General features: G+C 69.2%; 17 protein-coding genes. 7 read left to right on the top strand and 10 right to left on the bottom strand.

The genetic code is table 11. The features are described from left to right. Positions 1–273 precede the first annotated feature (273 nt). Positions 274–831 carry an HNH endonuclease gene (locus JI746_RS17875; protein ID WP_201691435.1) on the bottom strand — a complete coding sequence of 186 codons (558 nt, stop codon included), beginning with the start codon at positions 829–831 and terminating at the stop codon, positions 274–276. A gap of 163 nt (positions 832–994) precedes the next feature. On the opposite strand from JI746_RS17875, the gene JI746_RS17870 reads away from it, so the two are divergent. From JI746_RS17870 to JI746_RS17855, 4 genes are all read left to right on the top strand, one after another. Next, the gene (locus tag JI746_RS17870; RefSeq protein WP_201691433.1) at positions 995–2005 is read left to right on the top strand and encodes a bifunctional riboflavin kinase/FAD synthetase; all 1011 of its coding nucleotides are present in this window, start codon (positions 995–997) and stop codon (positions 2003–2005) included. Between the two features lie 98 nt (positions 2006–2103). Continuing rightward, positions 2104–4971 carry an isoleucine--tRNA ligase gene (ileS, locus tag JI746_RS17865; RefSeq protein WP_201691431.1) on the top strand — a complete coding sequence of 956 codons (2868 nt, stop codon included), beginning with the start codon at positions 2104–2106 and terminating at the stop codon, positions 4969–4971. Then, positions 4971–5489: a signal peptidase II gene (gene lspA / locus JI746_RS17860; protein WP_236599918.1), complete on the top strand. Its 519-nt coding sequence runs from the start codon at positions 4971–4973 to the stop codon at positions 5487–5489. Before ileS ends, lspA begins: the two co-directional genes overlap by 1 nt. A gap of 98 nt (positions 5490–5587) precedes the next feature. After that, the gene (locus JI746_RS17855) at positions 5588–7261 is read left to right on the top strand and encodes a Na/Pi cotransporter family protein (RefSeq protein ID WP_201691429.1); all 1674 of its coding nucleotides are present in this window, start codon (positions 5588–5590) and stop codon (positions 7259–7261) included. Here JI746_RS17855 and JI746_RS17850 read toward each other — a convergent pair. The 5 genes from JI746_RS17850 to JI746_RS17830 form a co-directional block, all read right to left on the bottom strand. After that, positions 7215–7661, bottom strand: a complete 447-nt coding sequence (locus tag JI746_RS17850; RefSeq protein WP_201691427.1) for a response regulator — start codon at positions 7659–7661, stop codon at positions 7215–7217. The genes JI746_RS17855 and JI746_RS17850 overlap by 47 nt on opposite strands. A gap of 203 nt (positions 7662–7864) precedes the next feature. After that, complete coding sequence (locus JI746_RS28230) at positions 7865–8968, bottom strand: flavin reductase (RefSeq protein ID WP_201691425.1); 1104 nt, start codon at positions 8966–8968, stop codon at positions 7865–7867. 4 nt (positions 8969–8972) lie between these two features. Continuing rightward, on the bottom strand, positions 8973–10106 hold the full coding sequence (locus JI746_RS17840) for an amidohydrolase family protein (protein ID WP_201691423.1): 1134 nt from the start codon (positions 10104–10106) through the stop codon (positions 8973–8975). A gap of 31 nt (positions 10107–10137) precedes the next feature. Further along, positions 10138–11148 (bottom strand): CobW family GTP-binding protein, encoded by a 1011-nt coding sequence (locus tag JI746_RS27740; protein ID WP_269129470.1) that lies wholly within the window; start codon positions 11146–11148, stop codon positions 10138–10140. Positions 11149–11198: 50 nt separating this feature from the next. After that, complete coding sequence (locus tag JI746_RS17830) at positions 11199–12443, bottom strand: LVIVD repeat-containing protein (RefSeq protein WP_201691421.1); 1245 nt, start codon at positions 12441–12443, stop codon at positions 11199–11201. 114 nt (positions 12444–12557) lie between these two features. On the opposite strand from JI746_RS17830, the gene JI746_RS17825 reads away from it, so the two are divergent. Together JI746_RS17825 and JI746_RS28035 are read left to right on the top strand one after the other, a co-directional pair. Beyond that, on the top strand, positions 12558–13547 hold the full coding sequence (locus tag JI746_RS17825; RefSeq protein WP_201691419.1) for a Bug family tripartite tricarboxylate transporter substrate binding protein: 990 nt from the start codon (positions 12558–12560) through the stop codon (positions 13545–13547). Next, positions 13544–14479 (top strand): NAD(P)-dependent oxidoreductase, encoded by a 936-nt coding sequence (locus tag JI746_RS28035; protein ID WP_201691417.1) that lies wholly within the window; start codon positions 13544–13546, stop codon positions 14477–14479. The genes JI746_RS17825 and JI746_RS28035 overlap by 4 nt, the downstream gene beginning before the upstream one ends. 69 nt (positions 14480–14548) lie before the next feature. Here the strand turns inward: JI746_RS28035 and JI746_RS17815 are convergent, their stop codons facing one another. Both JI746_RS17815 and JI746_RS17810 read right to left on the bottom strand, forming a co-directional pair. Continuing rightward, positions 14549–15352 carry an NUDIX hydrolase gene (locus JI746_RS17815; RefSeq protein ID WP_201691415.1) on the bottom strand — a complete coding sequence of 268 codons (804 nt, stop codon included), beginning with the start codon at positions 15350–15352 and terminating at the stop codon, positions 14549–14551. Further along, a complete protein-coding gene (locus JI746_RS17810) occupies positions 15352–16335 on the bottom strand; it encodes a quinone oxidoreductase family protein (protein ID WP_201691413.1) in 984 nt (327 codons plus the stop codon). Before JI746_RS17810 ends, JI746_RS17815 begins: the two co-directional genes overlap by 1 nt. A gap of 112 nt (positions 16336–16447) precedes the next feature. On the opposite strand from JI746_RS17810, the gene JI746_RS17805 reads away from it, so the two are divergent. Continuing rightward, on the top strand, positions 16448–17347 hold the full coding sequence (locus tag JI746_RS17805; RefSeq protein WP_201691411.1) for a DMT family transporter: 900 nt from the start codon (positions 16448–16450) through the stop codon (positions 17345–17347). 138 nt (positions 17348–17485) lie between these two features. Here JI746_RS17805 and JI746_RS17800 read toward each other — a convergent pair whose 3' ends face one another. Both JI746_RS17800 and JI746_RS17795 read right to left on the bottom strand, forming a co-directional pair. Continuing rightward, positions 17486–18283: an SDR family oxidoreductase gene (locus JI746_RS17800; RefSeq protein ID WP_201691409.1), complete on the bottom strand. Its 798-nt coding sequence runs from the start codon at positions 18281–18283 to the stop codon at positions 17486–17488. Between the two features lie 59 nt (positions 18284–18342). Further along, a complete protein-coding gene (locus JI746_RS17795; protein ID WP_201691407.1) occupies positions 18343–19632 on the bottom strand; it encodes a DUF3422 family protein in 1290 nt (429 codons plus the stop codon). Between the last annotated feature and the right edge of the window lie 17 nt (positions 19633–19649).

The following is a 19649-nucleotide window of genomic DNA, read 5'->3' as shown; positions in this document are numbered from 1 at the left end:
GTTCTTCCAGCGACGCCACATCTCGGCGTTCTGCTCGGGCTCCAGCCCTCGATCTTTTCTCGATGTCATTCCGGCCTTTCACAACATGAATCATGTTGCATTGACCGGTTGAGACCGCCGGGATCCAGGGCGCCCGATGAAGAAAGGGCGGCGAGTTTCCAATGCCCTGGATTCCCGCCTGCGCGGGAATGACGCACGTGGGGCGCGAAGCGCTGGGGTTCGGCCTGCGGCGCTCACCGCCAGCCTACGGATCGCCCCTGGCGGCAATCCGGCCTACGAATGCAGCCTCGAATTCTTCGGCAGGTGCGCCATCAGGAACTCCATCTGGTCCGCCAGGATGCGGCGGTTGCGCAGGATGAAGTCCTCCCACAGGCTGGGCACATACGGCGCGTAGAGCAGCCCCATGTTGGCCTGCTCCGGCGTGCGGCTGCCCTTGCGGTGGTTGCAGGCGCGGCAGGCCGTCACCACGTTCATCCAGTGGTCCCTGCCGTTCTGGGCGAAGGGGATGACGTGTTCGCGGGTGAGCTCTTCCTCGTGGAACAGGCCGCCGCAGTAGGCGCAGATGTTGCGGTCGCGGGCGAACAGCTTGCCGTTGGTGAGCCCCGGCTTGAGCTCGAAAGGATTGATGTTCGGCACGCCCTTGGTGCCGATGATGCTGTTGACCGTGATGATCGACTGCTGGCCGCTGTGCGCATTGAAGCCGCCACGAAACACGGCGACCTCTGCCCCTGCCTCCCAGCGCACCTGGTCGGCGGCATAGTGCAGCACGGCTTGCTCCAGTGAAATCCAGGACTGGGGCAACCCCTGGGCGGACAACTTCAAGACCTTCAAACGGCGCCTCCGTTCAGCACAGGCATCGCCGTCGCCGGGCGCCAGCGCCCGGAGGCAGCGTGAGACACAATATACCGTGTTTTCGTGCTTCACCCGTCGCAGGCCATGCGTGCGCCCGCCACGGCCATCGGCGCCTGCCTGCTATCAAAAACATATCAGCTCCATGCAGATCCTGCGCGGCTTCCACCACCCCCAGATCGCCCGGGCCTGCGCGGTCACGATCGGCAACTTCGACGGGGTCCACCGGGGCCACCAGGCCATGCTGGCGCTGCTGAACAACGAGGCGCGTCACCGCGGGGTTCCCAGCTGCGTGCTCACTTTCGAGCCGCACCCGCGCGACTACTTCGCGGCCCTGCACCGCAAGCCGGAGCTCGCCCCGGCGCGCGTGGCCACCCTGCGCGACAAGCTGGGCGAACTGCGCAAGTGCGGCGTGGAGCAGTGCGTGATCCTCAAGTTCGACCAGCGCCTGTCGAGCCAGCAACCCGAGGCCTTCATCGACCAGGTGCTGGTCCGCGGGCTGGGCGCGAAGTACGTGCTGGTCGGCGACGACTTCCGCTTCGGCGCCCGGCGCGCCGGCGACTACGCGATGCTCGATTCGGCCGGCAGCCGCCAGGGCTTCGACGTCGCCCGCATGAACAGCTACGAGGTGCACGGCCTGCGCGTGTCGAGCTCCGCCGTCCGCGAAGCCCTGGCCCGCGGCGACATGGCCGGCACCGCGGCCCTGCTCGGGCGTCCGTACAGCATCAGCGGCCACGTGGTCCACGGCCGCAAGCTCGGTCGGGAGCTCGGTTTCAAGACCCTCAACCTGCGCTTCTCGCACTGGAAGCCCGCCGCCAGCGGGATCTTCGCGGTGACGGTGCACGGCCTGGGCGAGGAGCCGCTGGAGGGCGTCGCCAACCTCGGGATCCGCCCCTCGCTCGACCCGCGCGACGTCAACGGCGGCCGGGTGCTGCTGGAGACGCATTGCCTGGACTGGCCGGCTTCGCTGGGCGAGGAAGGGGCCTACGGTAAAATCATCCGCGTGGAACTGCTGCACAAACTGCACGACGAGCTGCGCTACGACGGCCTCGATGCCCTCAAGGCCGGCATCGCGCGCGACGTCGAGGGCGCGCGCGCGTTCTTCGCTTCCACGCACGCCGAAACCCGGCGCCAGACCACGCGCGACCGAATTTAACGATCCCGTCAGCGCGGCCCAGGCCGCACCATCCCACGCCGCCCCACGCGCGTGGATGCCGGGTCCGCCCCGGCGTGACGAGTTCGTAGAGGCTTTCCATGACCGACAAGACCGATTACCGCGCCACCCTCAACCTGCCCGACACGCCCTTCCCCATGCGCGGCGACCTGCCCAGGCGCGAGCCGGGCTGGGTGAAGGAGTGGGAGGAACAGGGCCTGTACAAGCGCCTGCGCGAGGCGCGCTGCGGCCGCCAGAAATTCGTGCTGCACGACGGCCCGCCGTATGCCAACGGCCAGATCCACATGGGTCACGCCGTCAACAAGATCCTGAAGGACATGATCGTCAAGTCGCGCCAGCTCAAGGGGCTGGACGCGGCCTACATCCCCGGCTGGGACTGCCACGGCCTGCCGATCGAGAACGCCATCGAGAAGAAGTTCGGCCGCAACCTGCCGCGCGACGAGATGCAGGCGAAGAGCCGCGCCTTCGCCACCGAGCAGATCGACCTGCAGCGCAGCGACTTCAAGCGCCTGGGCGTGCTGGGCGACTGGGACGACCCGTACCGCACGATGGACTTCGCGACCGAGGCCAACGAGATCCGCGCCTTCAAGCGCGTGATGGAGCGTGGCTTCGTGTACCGCGGGCTCAAGCCCGTGTACTGGTGCTTCGACTGCGGCTCCTCGCTGGCGGAATTCGAGATCGAGTACGCGGACAAGAAGTCGCAGACGCTGGATGTGGGGTTCAAGGCGGAGGATCCGGCGAAGGTGTATGCGGCCTTCGGCCTGCCCTCACCCCAGCCCTCTCCCGCCGTCGGGAGAGGGAGCGAAGACATCTTCGCCGTCATCTGGACCACCACCGCCTGGACCATCCCTGCCAACCAGGCGCTGAACCTGAACCCGGAGATCGTCTACGCCCTCGTCGACACGCCGCGCGGCAAGCTGATCCTCGCCGAGGTGCTGGTGGAAAAGGCGCTCGCCCGCTACAAGCTCGAAGGCCAGGTGCTGGCCACCACCGAGGGCAGGAACCTCGGCGGGCTGGAGTTCCGCCATCCGCTGTACGACGTCGACGCCGGCTTCCGGCGCCTGTCGCCCGTCTACCTGGCCGACTACGCCACAGCGGAAGACGGCACCGGCATCGTGCACTCCTCGCCGGCCTACGGCCTCGACGACTTCAATTCCTGCGTTGCCCACGGCATGAAGTACGACGAGATCCTCAACCCCGTGCAGGGCAACGGTTCCTATGCGGCGGACTTCGCCCTGTTCGGCGGCGAGAACATCTGGAAGGCGGTGCCGCACATCCTGGAAACACTGGATGCCGCCGGCCGCCTCTTCACCACCGAGAACATCGTCCACAGCTATCCGCATTGCTGGCGCCACAAGACGCCGGTGATCTACCGAGCGGCCGCCCAGTGGTTCATCCGCATGGACGAAGGCGTCGGCGTGTTCACCAGCGACAAGGCGCCGGACACGCTGCGCAACATGGCGCTCAAGGCCATCGAGGAAACCAGCTTCTACCCGGAAAACGGCAAGGCGCGCCTGCGCGACATGATCGCCGGCCGGCCCGACTGGTGCATCAGCCGCCAGCGCAGCTGGGGCGTGCCCCTGCCCTTCTTCCTGCACAAGGACTCGGGCGACCTGCATCCGAAGACCATGGAGATCCTCGACCTCGCGGCGGCCATGGTGCAGGCGGGCGGCATCGAAGCCTGGAGCAAGGCCTCGACCGAGGAGATCCTCGCCAAGGTTGGCGCCGCCGGAGACGCGCCGCAGTACACCAAGAGCACCGACATCCTCGAGGTCTGGTTCGACTCGGGCACCACGCACACGACGGTGCTCAAGGGCTCGCATGCCGGCGCCGCGCACGAGAACGGCCCCGAGGCCGACCTCTACCTCGAAGGCCACGACCAGCACCGGGGCTGGTTCCACTCGTCCCTCTTGACGGCCTGCGCGATGTACGGGCGCGCGCCCTACCGCGGCCTGCTCACGCACGGCTTCACGGTGGACAGCCAGGGCCGCAAGATGAGCAAGTCGCTGGGCAACGGCATCGAGCCGCAGCAGGTCAGCACCAAGCTCGGGGCCGAGATCATCCGCCTGTGGGTGGCCGCCTCCGACTACTCCGGCGACATCGCCGGCGACGACAAGATCCTCGCCCGCGTGGTCGACGCCTACCGCCGCATCCGCAACACGCTGCGCTTCCTGCTCGCCAACGTGAGCGATTTCGACGTCGCCCGCGACGCCGTGCCGCTGGCGGAGATGCTGGAGATCGACCGCTACGCGCTCTCGCGCGCAGCGCAGTTCCAGGCCGAGGTGCTGGCGCACTACGAGGTCTACGAGTTCCACCCGGTCGTGGCCAAGCTGCAGGTGTACTGCTCCGAGGACCTCGGCGCCTTCTACCTCGACGTGCTCAAGGACCGCCTCTACACCACCGCGCCCAAGTCCCTGGCCCGCCGCAGCGCGCAGACGGCGCTGTGGAACATCACGCACGCCATGCTGCGCTGGATGGCGCCCTTCCTCAGTTTCACGGCGGAGGAGGCGTGGAAGGTGTTCGGAAGTTCGCAGTCCATCTTCCTGGAGGAATACGCGGAAATCGGCGGCCCCGACACCGCGCTGCTGGCGAAATGGGAGCGCATCCGCGCCATCCGCGACCTGGCCAACAAGCAGATCGAGGCCCTGCGGGCGGAGGGCCGGGTGGGCTCCTCGCTGCAGGCCAATCTCGTGATCGGTGCCGGCCCGGAAGACCACGCGCTGCTGGCCAGCCTGGGCGACGACCTGAAGTTCGTCTTCATCGCCTCGGCGGTACGGCTGGAACGCGGCGACGCGCTGGCGGTGCAGGCGCTGCCCAGCGCGGACGCGAAGTGCGACCGCTGCTGGCACTGGCGTGCCGACGTCGGCAGCGATCCGGAGCATCCGGCCCTCTGCGGCCGCTGCGTGAGCAACCTGTTCGGAGCCGGTGAAGACCGGGTGCACGCCTGATGGCAGCCCGCGGCAACACCCTGATGCTCCGGGACGGCACCGGCGGCAGCCTGCTGCCCTGGCTGGCGCTGGCGCTGATCATCCTGATCGTCGACCAGTTCACCAAGATCCTGATCCTGGGCTACTACAAGTTCGGCGACTCGACGACGATCACGTCCTTCTTCAACATCGTGCGGGCGCACAACACCGGCGCGGCCTTCTCCCTGCTGGCCGCGGCGTCGGGCTGGCAGCGCTGGCTGTTCACCGCCATCGGGGTGGCCGCCACACTGTTCATCCTGTACCTGCTGAAGAAGCACGCCGGCCAGAAGCTGTTCTGCTTCGCCCTGGCCTGCATCCTGGGCGGCGCGATCGGCAACGTGATCGACCGCCTGCTGCATGGCTACGTGGTCGACTTCCTGCAGTTCCACTGGCAGAACCGCTGGTACTTCCCGGCCTTCAACGTGGCCGATACGGCGATCACCATCGGCGCGGCGGGCCTGATCCTGGACGAACTGCTGCGGGTGCGCCGCAGCCGGTAACGCTTGGTGAAGCGCGGGGCAAACGCCACACCCGCGCGGTTGACAGGGCACTCCCGCAACCCGGCAGGACGCCCCCGGGCGTATCATTTCCTGCAAACATGAAGCATTTGCTGAACCTGCTGGCGGCGGTTGCGCTGCTGGTCTGGGGCACGTATCTCGTTCGTACCGGCATCCTGCGGGTCTTCGGGGCCAACCTGCGCCAGGTCCTCGCGCGCAGCATCAGCACCCGCCCCGCCGCCGGCCTCGCGGGCTTCGGCGTCACGGCGCTGGTGCAGTCCAGCACGGCCACGGCGCTGATCGTCTCCGCCTTCGTCGGCCAGGGGCTGGTGCCGCTCTCTACCGCGCTCGCCATGATGCTCGGCGCGGACGTCGGCAGCAGCATGATGGCGGTCGTCTTCTCCTTCGACCTGTCGTGGCTGTCGCCGCTGTTCATCTTCGTCGGCGTCGTGCTGTTCATCACCCGGCAGTCGACGCCGCTCGGCCGCTTCGGCCGCGTGCTGATCGGCCTGGGGCTGATGCTGCTCGCACTGCGCCTGGTCTCCGAATCGACCGCGATCATGGTCCGCTCGCCGGCCGTGAAGGCCCTGCTGGAGTCGCTCTACAGCGACATCCTGCTGGAGATCACCGTCGGCGCCGTGATGGCGGTGGTCGCCTATTCCAGCCTTGCCATCGTCCTGCTCACGGCGACGCTGGCCGCCTCCGGCGCGATCCCGCTCGATGTCGCGCTCGGCCTGACCATAGGCGCCAACCTCGGAAGCGGCCTGCTGGGCGTGCTGGCCACCGCGAAATCGGCCGTGCCGGTGCGGCAGGTGCCGATCGGCAACCTGGTCTTCAAGTGCTTCGGCGTGGTGCTGGCCGCGCCCTTCGTGCACTACTGGGTGACGTACCTGCGGCCCTACGTGCCGGACCACGCGACGGCCGTGGTGCTCTACCACCTGGCCTTCAACGTGCTGATCGCCATCCTGTTCCTCGCCTTCACGCACCACGTGGCGCGCTGGGTGGAGCAGTGGCTGCCCAAGCCCGATCGCAGCCTGGTGGCGGGGCGGCCGCACCACCTCGACCCCTCCGCGCTGGAGACGCCCTCGCTCGCCATCTCCAATGCCGCGCGCGAGGCGCTGCACCAGGCCGACGTCGTCGAGACCATGCTGCTGGGCATGCTGCGCGTGATCAAGGACAACGACCTGCGGCTGGCCGAGGAACTGCGCCGCATGGACGACACGGTCGACCAGCTCTATTCCGCGATCAAGTACTACCTGACCAAGATCTCGCGCGAGGCCCTGGGCGAGGAGGAAAGCCGCCGCTGGACGGACATCATCAGCTTCACGATCAACATGGAGCAGATCGGCGACATCGTCGAGCGCATCCTGCTGGACATCGAGGACAAGAAGATCCGCAAAGGCCGCAACTTCTCCGACGCCGGCATGGCGGAGATCTGCGAGCTGCACGCGCGCCTGGTGGACAACCTGCGCCTGGGCATGAGCGTGTTCCTCAACGGCTCCGTGCGCGATGCGCAGAAGCTGCTGGAGGAGAAGGCGCGCTTCCGCGACCTGGAGCGCGCCTATGCCGGCACGCACCTCACGCGCCTGACCGAGAACACGGCACAGAGCATCGAGACCAGTTCATTGCACCTGGACCTGATCAGCGACCTGAAGCGGATCAACTCGCACATCTGCTCGATCGCCTACCCGATCCTCGACTCGGCCGGCGCACTCGCGCCCAGCCGCCTCAAGCAGGCGCTGCCGGAAGAGCCGTCGCGGGCACTGCAGCAGTAGCCGCCGCCGGTTCCGCCGGCGCCTGCTCCTGCACCTGGCGGCGGTGCTGCACGCAATAGTCCACCAGCGCTTCCAGCTCCGTCGACTTGTCGAACACCGCATCGGCGCCGAGCTGCTTGCAGCGCCAGCGCACGTCGCGCGAGGAGTGGTTGCTCAGGACCACGACCTTCTGCCCCGGCTGCCGCTGGCGGCAGGATTCCAGCACGTTCAGGCCGCTGCCCTCGCGCAGGAACAGGTCGATGATCGCCAGGTCCCACGCGTTGCGCGCCAGCCAGCGCTTGGCCTCGTGCTCGGTCTCCGCGGTGCCGACGGGCTCGAACTGCGCGAGCTCCTTCAGGGTTTCGATCAGGTTGTCCCGGATCGTCGAGCTGTCCTCGACGATGAAGACGCGAAAGGCCATGTTGTGTCTCTCCAGCGTGGCGCGCTACGCCGCGGCCACCGTATGGGCAGCGACTGTAGGCGTACGGCTACGGTCCGGCCGCAAGCTTGGAGGCCATGCCCGTGTAGGAAAGGGCGACGGCGGCGTGATTGACCGGGTACCAGCGCTGGGGTTCGCGCTGCGCGGCTCACCGCCAGCCTACACGGCCGGAGCTGTCGCGCAGCCTACACGGCCTGGATGGGATCGTTGGAGGCGTGGCCGGACAAGGCGCGGCCACCGAGGCGGAAGGAGAGGGCCGCGGCGCAATGGCGCAGCCCCATCACCAGGCGGCTGCCTTCGCCCAGGTCGAGGCGCTGCGAACTGCCGATGGCCGTCAGCGCCAGCACCATCGAACCCGTGTTGTCGAACACCGGCACGCTCGCCGCGCTGATGTTGGTGCCGTACAGGTCGGAGAACTTGTCCGTGCCCACCAGCCGCACGATGCCGCCGGAGCGCACCTGCGCGAGTTCCTGCTCCACCTGCAGCAGGTCCATGCCCTGGGCCAGCTCCGCCTCGATGAAAGGCGCGGTGGTCTCGCGCGGCAGCCAGGCGGCGAAGGCGAGGCCGGTGGCGGAGGTCAGCACCGGCAGCACGAGCCCGGTGCGCAGGTTGTCGCTCACCGGCTGGCTCGCCTCCTCCCAGCGCACGATGGTCGGCCCCTTGTTGCCCCACACGCCCAGCCCCAGCGTCTCGTCGAGTTCGTCCGACAACTCCACCAGCGCCCGCGTGGCGAGCCGCACCGCCTTCAGGCGCGCGATGTTGGCGCCGCCGGGTGCCGCCATCAGGCCGAGGTCGTGCGGCTGCGCGACGAGGTACTTGCCGCCGCCGAACACGAGCGGCTGCAGCCCGGTGCGCTCGATGCGCTCCACCTGGCCGAGGAACATCAGGTGGTCGCCGCCCGGGAAGCTGTTGATGCGCCGGCATTCCAGGTAGGCCGCGCAGCCCTGGATCAGCGGCACGCCGCCGATGCCCGGCCGCGTGCCGCAGCCGGCGAACTTGTCCGCGCCGCCGCGGGCGAAGCGGTTGGAGATTTCCACCTGATCGTCGGCCAGGATGTTGACCACGAAGCGCTCGGACTCGCGGAACACGGGATGGCTGGGCGCGGTGAGCGACTGGCTCCACAGCACCAGCGGCGGATCGAGCGAGACCGAAGTGAAGGAGTTCGCGGTGAGGCCGTGCGGCCTGCCGTTCGCATCGAGCGTGGTGATCACGGTGACGCCCGTGACGAACGCGCCGAGCACCTGGCGCAACGCGCGCGCATCGAAGGATTGGGCGGCCGGCGCGGTCATGGCGTCACTTCAGCTTCAGCAGCCGCGCCGCGTTGCCGCCGGCAATCAGGTCGCGTTCCGCCTTGGGCAGGCGCTTCACCTGCGCCAGCAGGCCCAGCGGATCCTCGTCGCCCATGTCGTACGGGTAGTCCGTGCCCAGCACCACGTGGTCGGCGCCGAAACGCTCCACCAGGTGCTTGAGCATCTGCGGGTCGTGCGTGATGGTGTCGAAGTAGAACTTCTCGAGGTACTTGGAGGGCGGCCGCTTGATCACCGTGCGGCAGTCCGGCCGCGCGCGCCAGGCGTGGTCCATGCGCGCCCAGTAGTGCGCCACGAAGCCGCCGCCGTGCGCCACCAGCACCTTGAGCTTCGGGTGGCGCGCCATCGTGCCGTCGAAGATCAGGTGCGACACCGCCACCGTCGAATCGAGCGGGTTGCCGATCACGTTGTTGAAGTAGTGCTCGGTGAGGCGGTCCGCCTGCGTGTAGCCCAGCGGATGCATGAAGACGAGGATGCCCAGTTCCTCGGCGCGGGCGAAGAACTTCTCGAGCCCGAGCGCCGGGTCCGTGAGGTTCCTGCCGTTCACGTTGGTGCAGATCTCCACGCCGCGCAGGCCGAGGTTCTTCACTGCGTACTCCAGCTCGCGCACGGCCAGTTCCGCATCCTGCAAGGGCACCGAGCCCAGGCCGACGAAGCGGTCCGGCGTGTCGGCCACGAGCTTGGCGATGCCTTCGTTCACCTCGCGCGCGAGCTGCGCGCCGACGTCGGGCTCGGTGAAGTAGAAGAAGTGGTACGGCGCGGGGCAGATGGCCTGCACGTCGACCCCCATGCGGTCCATGTCCTTCAGGCGCTCGTCCACGCCGGTGAGCTTGGGCCCGCGCGTCTTCATCTGCCGCACGTTCGTCTCGCGCGTGAGCGCATTGGCGAAGATCGCCGTGGGGTCGTGCTGCGCCGCGTCCAGGTGCGCCGTCTTCGCGTTCACCTCGGGATTGAGGTAATGGCAATGCAGGTCCACCACCTGGCTCTTGCCCTTGCGACCGCGTGCCACCACCCGCGAGGACGTGGCACGCAGCGACGGTGCCTTGAGGTGGGCGGAGCGGGCCGCTGCGGCGTGGTGGTGCCGCGGGTCGGTGCAGTCCGGTGAGCACGAGTACAGCAAGTCAGTCGCCTCCTGGTTTCCTGTCGGATGATCATAGCGGGTCAGCCGCGGCGGCCACGCGGGCCACCGCCTGCAGCAGCTCGCGGATCACGGCGGCCTCGATGTGGCGCGTGATGAACACGAGGCGCGTGCGCCTGTCCTCGCCCGGCCAGCGATCCAGCGGCACCGGCGGATGGAAGATGTGCTGCACGCCCTGCACCACCACCGGCGCGCCTTCGACGTTGACGATGCCCTTGACGCGCAGCAGGTCCGGCCCGCGCAGCGTCGCCAGCAGTTCCAGCGCCGCGGAAAAGCCGTTCCAGGTGAAAGGCGTGTCGAAGTGCAGCGAGAGCGTGCGGATCGCGCCGTCGTGCAGCGCGGGACGCGCCCCCAGGCGCTTGTCGCCGCCGGAGCCTTCGCCGTGCAGCGCTTCGCCGAGGAAGCGCAGCGTCGCCTCTCCCGCGCGCGCGCTCGCCAGGCCGAGCCCGGTCAAGGACCGTGGTTCGACTTCGCCGTGCAGCACGAGCGACACCTGTGCGCCGGGATTGATCTGCGCGATCGCCGCGCGCAGGTCGTCGACCGCCTCCGCCGGCGCGATGTCGCTCTTGGTGACGAACACGCGGTCGGCCAGCGCGATCTGCTTGGCCGGCTCGGCGTGGTGCGCGAGCTGCTGGGCGGCGTTGGCCGCATCCACCAGCGTCACCAGGCCGTCGAGGCGGAAATGCGCCGACACCAGGTTGTCCGCCAGCAGCGTCTGCACCACCGGTGCGGGATCGGCCAGCCCGGTGGTTTCGATGATCACGCGGTCGAAGTCCGCGATCTCGCCGGCGCGCCGGCGCGCGAACAGGTCGCGCAGCGTCTCCTGCAGGTCGGTGCGCACCGAGCAGCAGATGCAGCCGTTGGCCAGCAGCGCGATGTTCTCGGTCGACATCGCGACCAGGTCGTGGTCGATGCCGATCTCGCCCACTTCGTTGATCACGACGGCGACGCGGTTCATCTCCGGGTGGCGCACCAGCCTGGCGATCAGCGTCGTCTTGCCGCTGCCGAGGAAACCCGTGACCAGCGTGACCGGCAGCTTGCCCGCCAGCGGGTCGCGCGAAGGGGCGGCAGGGATCAGATGTTCAGCTCCAGGATGTACAGGCCACCCGTGAAGCGGTCGACCGTGTAGACGATGCGCTGCTCGTCGACGTACACGTCATTGAGCTGCACGGCACCGGCGGGCGAAAGGCGCGGCGCACCGGGTACGAAGTACGCGATCTCCTCCACGCGATAGGGATTGCTGGTGTCGTACACGCGCACGCCGGCGTTGAAGAAGGTGCCCACGATGATCGTGTCGGACCGGAACGAGGCCGGCCCCGGCAGGTTCTCGTGCAGGTTGTGGGCGCCGAAGCGGCCGCCGCGTTTCGCGAAGGCCTCGTAGGGCGGCGCCGGGAAGGTGCCTATCGGCACCGGGTTGGCCTCGTTGCGGGCGTCGATCACCCACACCAGCTTGGGCCAGTCCGCGCCTTCGTCCAGCACGCACTCGTCGCTCACGATCCAGAGCTTGCGCTCGAACAGCGGCAGCACCGTGTGCGTGAAGCCGTTGAAGGGCGGCGACGGATTCCACTGCGACACCACCCGGATCGCCGACGGGTCCGCGATGTCCAGCACGAAGGCACCGCCGTCGATGTAGCCGACGTAGGCGCGATCGGGCCGCTCGGGGAACACGTTGGTGTTGTGGGCGCGAAAGCCCATGTCGAACTTCTTCGCCAGCCGCGCCGGTGCCGGCGCCGCATCGCCTTCGCGCGTGCCGGGATACCACCAGCGGCCCGCCTCCACCGGCCGCGCCGGATCGGAGACGTCGAGGATGCGGTAGAACTGGTCGTCCAGCGGATTGCGCGGCGTGAAGTCGGGTGCGCCGGCCGCCATGTGGATCGTCCTGCCGTCGACGAACCACAGCGCGTGCACGCCGCGCGAATGCGGCCCCGAGCAGTCGAAGTGCGAGATCAGCTTCGGCGCTTCGGGCGTGCAGACGTCGAACAGGTCCACCCCCGCGGGCGTGAGGCCGACCGTGCTGGTCTGGTAGGCCACCGCGAGGATGTCGCCCACGAGGTCGAGCGAATTGGAACGCACCTTGTTGTGCGGCAGCTCGGTCTGCACGACCAGGCGCGGTGCGCGCGGGTCCGTCACGTCGACGCCGGAGAAGTTCTTCGGTGCCGATTCGTGCGCGAGCCACAGGATGCGCCGGCCGTCACGGGTGAGCTGCAGCGCCATGCCTTCGCCGATGCCTCCGTGCCCCTGCAGCTCGTGCTGCGCGAGCAGCTTCATGTTGAAGGAAAGCGTCTGGTCGGCGCGGGCGCCGGGAGCGGAATGCAGCATGCGGGAAAGTACGGGAGTGCAGTGCAGCGATCGATCTTAGAGTGCATCGCGACAGGGCGCCACGCCGTGTTTTCCCCGGGGGCGCACACCGTGTTGCAACAAGGAGTGAATCGGATGAGAGCCCTCTTGCCGTCCCGCCGCCATGCACACCGCCTCCTGCTGGCCCTGGCCTGCGCATGCATCGCACCCGTCGCAGCGCACGCGCAGGCCTTCCCCACCAAGCCCGTGCACCTCGTCGTCACCTATCCCGCCGGCGGCAGCTCCGACCTCATGGCGCGCATCATGGGACAGAAGCTGCAGGAACACTGGGGCCAGCCGGTGGTGATCGAAAGCAAGCCGGGCGCGGCCGGTTCCATCGGCATGGAATACGCGGCGCGCCAGCCGGCGGACGGCCACACCTTCGTGGTCGGCAACCTCGGCCCCGTGGCCGTGAACCCGCTGATCAGCAAGGTGCCCTACAGCATGGAGAAGGACTTCGTCCCGGTGGCGCTCACCGCCACCGGCGCCAACATCCTCGTCGTGCCGGCCAACTCGCCCTACAAGTCGCTGCAGGACATCCTCACCGCCGCGCGCGCGAAGCCGGGGCAGGTGAGCTTCGGCACCAGCGGGCCGGGCAGCATGGCGCACCTCGGTGGGGAGCTGATCATGCGGCAGGCCAAGGTCAGGATGAACGGCATCAACTACAAGGGCGGCGGCCAGGCCGTGAACGACCTGCTGGCCGGGCACATCGACATGATGGTGGCCGATGCGCTGCCCGTGTCGCAGTTCATCAAGACCAGCAAGCTGCGCCCGATCGCCAGCACCGGCGCCGCGCGCTCGAAGATGTTCCCCGAGATCCCGACGTTTGCCGAGGCGGGGCTTTCCGGCATCGTGGCCGAGAACTGGTGGGGCGTGTTCCTGCCGGCGGGCACGCCCAAGGCGATCGTCGACAACTACCACGCGGCGCTGGTCAAGGTCATGGCGGATCCCGAGCTGAAAGCGAAGTTCGCGGACCTGGGCGTGGAAGCGCAGGCCAGCACGCAGGATGAATTCCGCGCCTTCCTGGCGGCGGAGACATCCAAGTACACGAAGCTCGTGGCCGACAACAACATCAAGGGCGAGTGAAGAACAGCAGGAACGGCAAGGCCGCGGCGGGCACCGCCGTCGGCGTGGTGGGGCTCGGCATCATGGGATCGGCGATGTCCGCCAACCTCCTGAAGGCGGGCTTCGCGGTGTTCGGCAGCGATCCGGTGGCGCGCGCGCGGCGCAAGCTCGCGGACGCCGGCGGCACGGCCTTCGCCAGCGCCACGGAGGTCGCGCACGAGGCCCGCTTCATCGTGCTCTCGCTGCCCAGCGAAGCAGCGCTCGAGGCGGTGTGCGGGGAGCTGATCGCCTCGTCCACGAAACGCCTGGTGGTCGCCGAGACCAGCACCCTGCCGGAAAGCGCGAAGCGGCGCGCGCACGACCTGCTGGCGGAGCACGGCATCACGCTGCTGGACTGCCCCTTGTCCGGAACGGGCGCGCAGGCCGTGAATCGCGACCTCGCGGTGTACGCGAGCGGCGAGGCAGCAGCGATCAAGGCCTTCGCGCCGGTGTTCGAGGGCTTCGCGCGGGCCCGCTACGACGTCGGCGCCTTCGGCAACGGCACGCGCATGAAGCTGGTGGCCAATCTGCTGGTGGCGATCCACAACGTCTCCACCGCCGAGGCCATCCTGATGGGCGCGCGCGCCGGGCTCGATCCGGCGCAGATCGTCGAGGTGGTGGCCGACGGCGCCGGCGGCTCGCGCATGTTCCAGGTGCGCGGCCCGGTGATGGTGGACCGCTCGTGGGACAAGGCGACCATGAAGGTCTCGACCTGGCAGAAGGACATGCGCCTGATCAACGAGCTGCTGCAGGGCACCGCCACGCCGGCACCGTTGTTCGCAGCCTGCCTGCCGGTCTACAACGCGGCGATGGCGTTGGGGCACGGAGATGCGGACACGGCCGCGGTGTTCGCGGTGCTGGAGCAGATGGTGGGCGGCGCGCCCGCGACGGGGCGCAAGCGGGCGCGCTCGTAGGTGGCGCGGTTTGGGCTGTCGCGGCCCGTAGGCTGGCGGTGACGCGCGTCAGCGCCGGAACCCCAGCGTTCAGCGCGAAGCGAAAGCCGCCTCCAGCACCAGCGATGCATCGATCGTGAAGCCTTCCGCTTCCAGCCGCCCCTCCACCTCGGCCGGCTCCATGCAGCGAAAACCCGCCACTTCGCCGTCCTGGTTCGCGGGCGCCACGCCGGGGGGCAAGGTGCACGCATACCACTCGATCGCTTCCACGACATAGCCGTGCGCCAGTTCGCGAAACGGCCGGCGCGTCAGCAGCCGGCCGCCGTAGCGCAGGTCGCGCACCTGTTCGAGCCGCAAGCCGGCCTCCTCCCAGGTTTCGCGCGCTAGGGCCTCTTCGACCGAATCCCGCGCCGGGACCATGCCGCCGACCAGCGTGTCCCACAGGCCAGGGTCGGTTGCCTTGTCGAAGGCGCGTTGTTGCACCCAGTGGGCGCCGCCCCGGCCGATGGCCACGAGGTGCACCGCCTGCGTGGCGATGCCCAGCGGCCGCACCACGGCCCGCTCCACCGTACCGAGCACCGCGCCGGCCTCATTGCGCACCGCGAGCTGCTCGTCGCGCCACGCGTGGGCGAGTCCGCGATCACGCAGCGCAAAGGCGATCCAGGCCAGCGACGCGCTCAGCTCGCCGACCACCTCCCACGTGCCCTGCACGTCCCGCCAGCGCAGCAGGGGACTGCCGACCAGGGCCGCGCGCTCGAACAACTCGGGCTCCACCGAGCCGATGCGTTCGCCGCGCCAGGTCAGGGGCACGCGCGGCCGCCGCGGCGGACAATCCGCGGCCGCGTGCAGGTGGGCGCGCCACGCGGGTGCGAGCCGCAGCGCGCCGGCGCGCATCAGACCGTGAGGATGGTGCAACCGGTGGTCTTGCGCGCTTCCAGCGCCTGGTGGGCTTCGCGCACCTGCGCCAGCGGGAAGCGCTGGTCGATGCGGATCTGCACCTTGCCGCTGGTGACGGCCTCGAACAGGTCGTCGGCCATTTCCTGGTTCGCCTCGCGCGTGGCGATGTGCGTGAACAGCGTCTGCCGCGTCACGTACAGCGAACCCTTGTTGCCCAGGAGGCCGGGCGCGAAGGGCGGCACCGGGCCCGACGCATTGCCGAAGCTCGCCATCAGGCCGAAGGGCCGCAGGCAGTCGAGCGACTTGTCCCAGGTGTCCTTGCCGACCGAGTCGTAGACCACCTTCACGCCCTTGCCGCCGGTGATCTCCTTGACGCGCGGCAGGAAGTCTTCCTTGCTGTAGTTGATCATGAACTCGGCGCCCAGCGACTTGGCAAGCTCGCACTTCTCGTCGCTGCCGGCGGTGCCGATCAGGCGCAGGCCCATCGCCTTGGCCCACTGCACGGCGATCAGGCCGACGCCGCCGGCGGCCGCGTGGAACAGCACGAAGTCGCCCGGCTGCAGGCCGCCCTGCGGCTGCGTGCGCTTGAGCAGGTACTGCGCCGTCAGGCCCTTGAGCATCATCGCAGCACCGGTCTCGAAGCTGATCGCATCGGGCAGCTTGCAGACGTTCTTCGCCGGCATCACGCGCACTTCCGAATAGGAACCGGGCGGATGGCTGGCATAGGCCGCGCGGTCGCCGGCCTTCAGGTGCGTGACGCCTTCGCCCACCGCCTCGACGATGCCGGAGCCTTCCATGCCGAGCGTCAGCGGCATCTGCTGCGGGTAGAGGCCCGTGCGCTGGTAGACGTCGATGAAGTTCAGGCCGATGGCCTTGTGCCGGATGCGGATCTGGCCGGGGCCGGGCTGGCCCACCTCGATGTCCACCAGTTCCATCTGCTCGGGGCCGCCATGCTGGCGGATCTGGACTGCCGTGACCATGTGAGAGTCTCCTTGCCTTGGGCTGTGCACGAATGGCGCGCATCGTGCCACGATTTCGTCAGCGCCGCCTCAGCGCGCCGCGCCGGCGCGGGCGTACAGTCCCGGGCTGCCGATGACCCAGCGCCTGACCTTCCCGACCGCCATGCTGCTCACGCTGCCGCCCATGCTGTGGGCGGGCAATGCGGTGGTGGGCCGGGTGGTCGCGCCGCTGGTGCCGCCGCTGGCGCTGAACTTCCTGCGCTGGGGCCTGGCCTTCCTGCTGCTGCTGCCGTTCGCGTGGCGCCTGTTGCGCGCCACCAGCCCGATCTGGCCGCGCATGCGGCGCTATGCGGTGCTGGGGCTGCTGGGGGTGGGCTGCTACAACGCGCTGCAGTACATGGCGGTCAAGACCTCGACGCCGATCAACGTGACGCTGGTGGCTTCGAGCATGCCCTTCTTCATGCTGGGACTGGGGGCGCTGTTCTTCGAGCACCGCATCACGCGCCGCCAGGTGGTGGGCGCGGCGCTGTCGATCGCGGGCGTGCTGGTGGTGCTGTGCCGCGGCGATGCGGCCCATCTGGCCGAAGTGCGATTCGTGCCCGGCGACCTCCTGATGCTGCTGGCCACCGCCGCGTGGTCGGTCTACAGCTGGCTGCTCACGCGCCCGGGCGATCCGCCGGAGGTGCGCTCCGACTGGGCCGGTTTCCTGATGGCGCAATTGGTGCCCGGCGTGGCGTGGTCGGCCTTGTTCGCCGCCGGCGAGGCCGCCGTCACGACGCAGCAGACGCAGTGGGGCTGGCCGCTGGCCGCCGCTCTGGCCTATGTGGCCATCGGCCCGGCGCTGCTGGCCTACCGCTGCTGGGGCCTGGGCGTGCAGCGCGTGGGCCCGAACATCGCGGGCTTCTTCTCGAACCTCACGCCGCTGTTCGCCGCACTGTTCTCGGCCGCCTTCCTGGGCGAACCCCCGCGCCTGTTCCACGCCCTCGCCTTCGCCCTGATCGTGGCCGGCATCGTCATTTCTTCGCGGCGGTGAAGGGAAGGAATCGGACAGCCGAACGCAGAAGCCGCAAAGGTTACGCAAAGACCGCAAAAGGAATCCACTTGGAAGGATGTTCTTTTGCGGCTTTTGCGCAACCTTCGCGGCTTTAGCGTTCGGCTGTCCGCTCCCGATTCAGTACGTCCCCGGGTACGCGCCGCCGTCGATCAGGAAGTTCTGGCCGGTGACGTAGCTGGCCTGGGCGCTGCAGAGGAAGGCGCAGGCGGTGCCGAATTCGTCGGGCGTGCCCAGGCGGCGCGCGGGGATCGCGTTCACGCGCAGCTGGCGCACTTCGTCGACCGACTTGCCCGTTTTCTTCGCGCTGCCTTCCAGCGTCGTCTTGATGCGGTCGGTGTCGAAGGTTCCCGGCAGCAGGTTGTTGATCGTCACGTTGTTCGACGCCAGCTTCGTGGTGCGCGCCACGCCGGCGACGAAGCCGGTCAGGCCGCTGCGCGCGCCGTTCGACAAGCCCAGGATGTCGATCGGCGACTTCACCGAGCTCGACGTGATGTTCACGATGCGGCCGAAGCCGCGCTCCGCCATGCCGTCCACCGTCGCCTTGATCAGCTCGATCGGCGTCAGCATGTTGGCATCCACCGCCTTGATCCACGCCTCGCGGTCCCAGTCGCGGAAGTCACCCGGCGGGGGCCCGCCGGCGTTGGTGACGACGATGTCGTAGTCCTTGCGGAACGCGAACACCTTCGCGCGGCCTTCCGCCGTGGTGATGTCCACCGCGATCGGCTCCACCTGCGTGCCCTGCGGCACTTCGGCGTCCTGGCGCAGCCGCTCGGCGGCGGCCTGCAGCGCCTCGGCGCCGCGCGCCACGATCACGACATGCGCGCCCTCGCGCGCCAGCGCCTGCGCGCAGCCGTAGCCCAGTCCCTTGCTGGCGCCGCAGACCAGCGCCCATTTGCCCGTGATGCCCAGGTTCATGTGATCCTGCCCTTGTGGAATGAAGGCCGCATGATATCGGTGCCGCGCCCGCCCCGCCCTCAGCGGTGCGCCAGCAGGCGGGCGTGCAGCCGCCGCAGCGACAGCCACACGCCGCCGGCCACGATCGGGATCGCGCAGGCTGCCGTCGCCTCCGGGCTGAAGGGCCAGCCGATCGCGCCCGCGCCCTTGGCGACGTAGCTGACCAGGCCCACGATGTAGTAGGTGATCGCCGCCACCGACAGGCCTTCCACCGTGGCCTGCAACTGCAGCTGCAGGTCCTGCCGGCGGTTCATCGTGGCCAGCAGGGCCTGGCTGCTTTGCTGCTGCTCGATCTCCACCCGGGTGCGCAGCAGGTTGCTGATGCGCGAGACGCGCTGCGACAGCGCATCCTGCCGCCGCACCGACCAGGCGCAGGTGGCGCGCGCCGGGGACAGGCGCCGCTCGAAGAATTCGCCCAGCGGCTGCAGGCCCGCGATGCGCTGCTCGTGGATGTCCTGCAGGCGCTGGTCCACCAGCTCGAAATAGGCGGCGCTGGCCGAGAAGCGCGAGTGGGTGGCCGCGTAGTGGCTCTCCACCTGGCCGGCCAGGCGCGTGAGCCGGTCCAGCAACTGGGGCTCCTCGTGGCGGCCGGCCAGGCGGATCGCCTCCGCCAGCGCCGCGAGTTCGCCCTCGGCGACGGCCAGCAGGGCGGACGATTCACGCGCAGCCGGCAGCCCCAGCAGGGCCGCCATCCGGTAGGTGTCGATCTCCAGCAGGCGCTGCACCAGCCGGCCGAGTCGCCGCGGCGCCAGGCCGTCGGCCATCAGCACCATGCGCGACCAGCCGTCGGCATGCAGCGCGAAATCGGTGAACACGCGCGCCTGGCCGTCGGCCACCGCGGAGCCGACCAGCGTCTCCTCGTGCAGCACGTGGCGCGTGAGCGAGAGCTCGCCGGCCTCGGCGTCGCCGGCCAGCACCCACAGGTGCAGGGCCGCCAGCATCTGACCCGGCAGCCCGGCCAGCCAGTCCTGCGGCACCGATTGCACGGCGGCGACGGGCTCGTGCTGGCCGAAGCCCGCGGCATCGAAGGCGCGCGAGAAGGTCCAGGTCACGAATTCGGTGTGCAGCTCCCAGCGGATGCGCACGCCCGCTACCTCGAGCCGCACGTGCGTGCTCTGGGCGTCCGGTTGCGGCAGGTGGTGGTCGCGCAGCAGGGCCGCCAGGTGCGCGCGGCTGGCTTCCCGGTGCGCGGTGTCGCCCACCATGACGATGTGCGACAGCGCCAGCGGCGCGGCCATCGCTTCCGGCGGGCGGGCGTGGATCTCGTTGTGCAGCGCCACCCGTTGCGGGTGGGCGGAAGGCTGGTGCATGGGGGCCGTTCGCGGAG

This window comes from Ramlibacter alkalitolerans (assembly GCF_016722765.1).
Classification (GTDB): domain Bacteria; phylum Pseudomonadota; class Gammaproteobacteria; order Burkholderiales; family Burkholderiaceae_C; genus Ramlibacter; species Ramlibacter alkalitolerans.
This window is presented reverse-complemented; position numbering and strand designations above follow the sequence as displayed.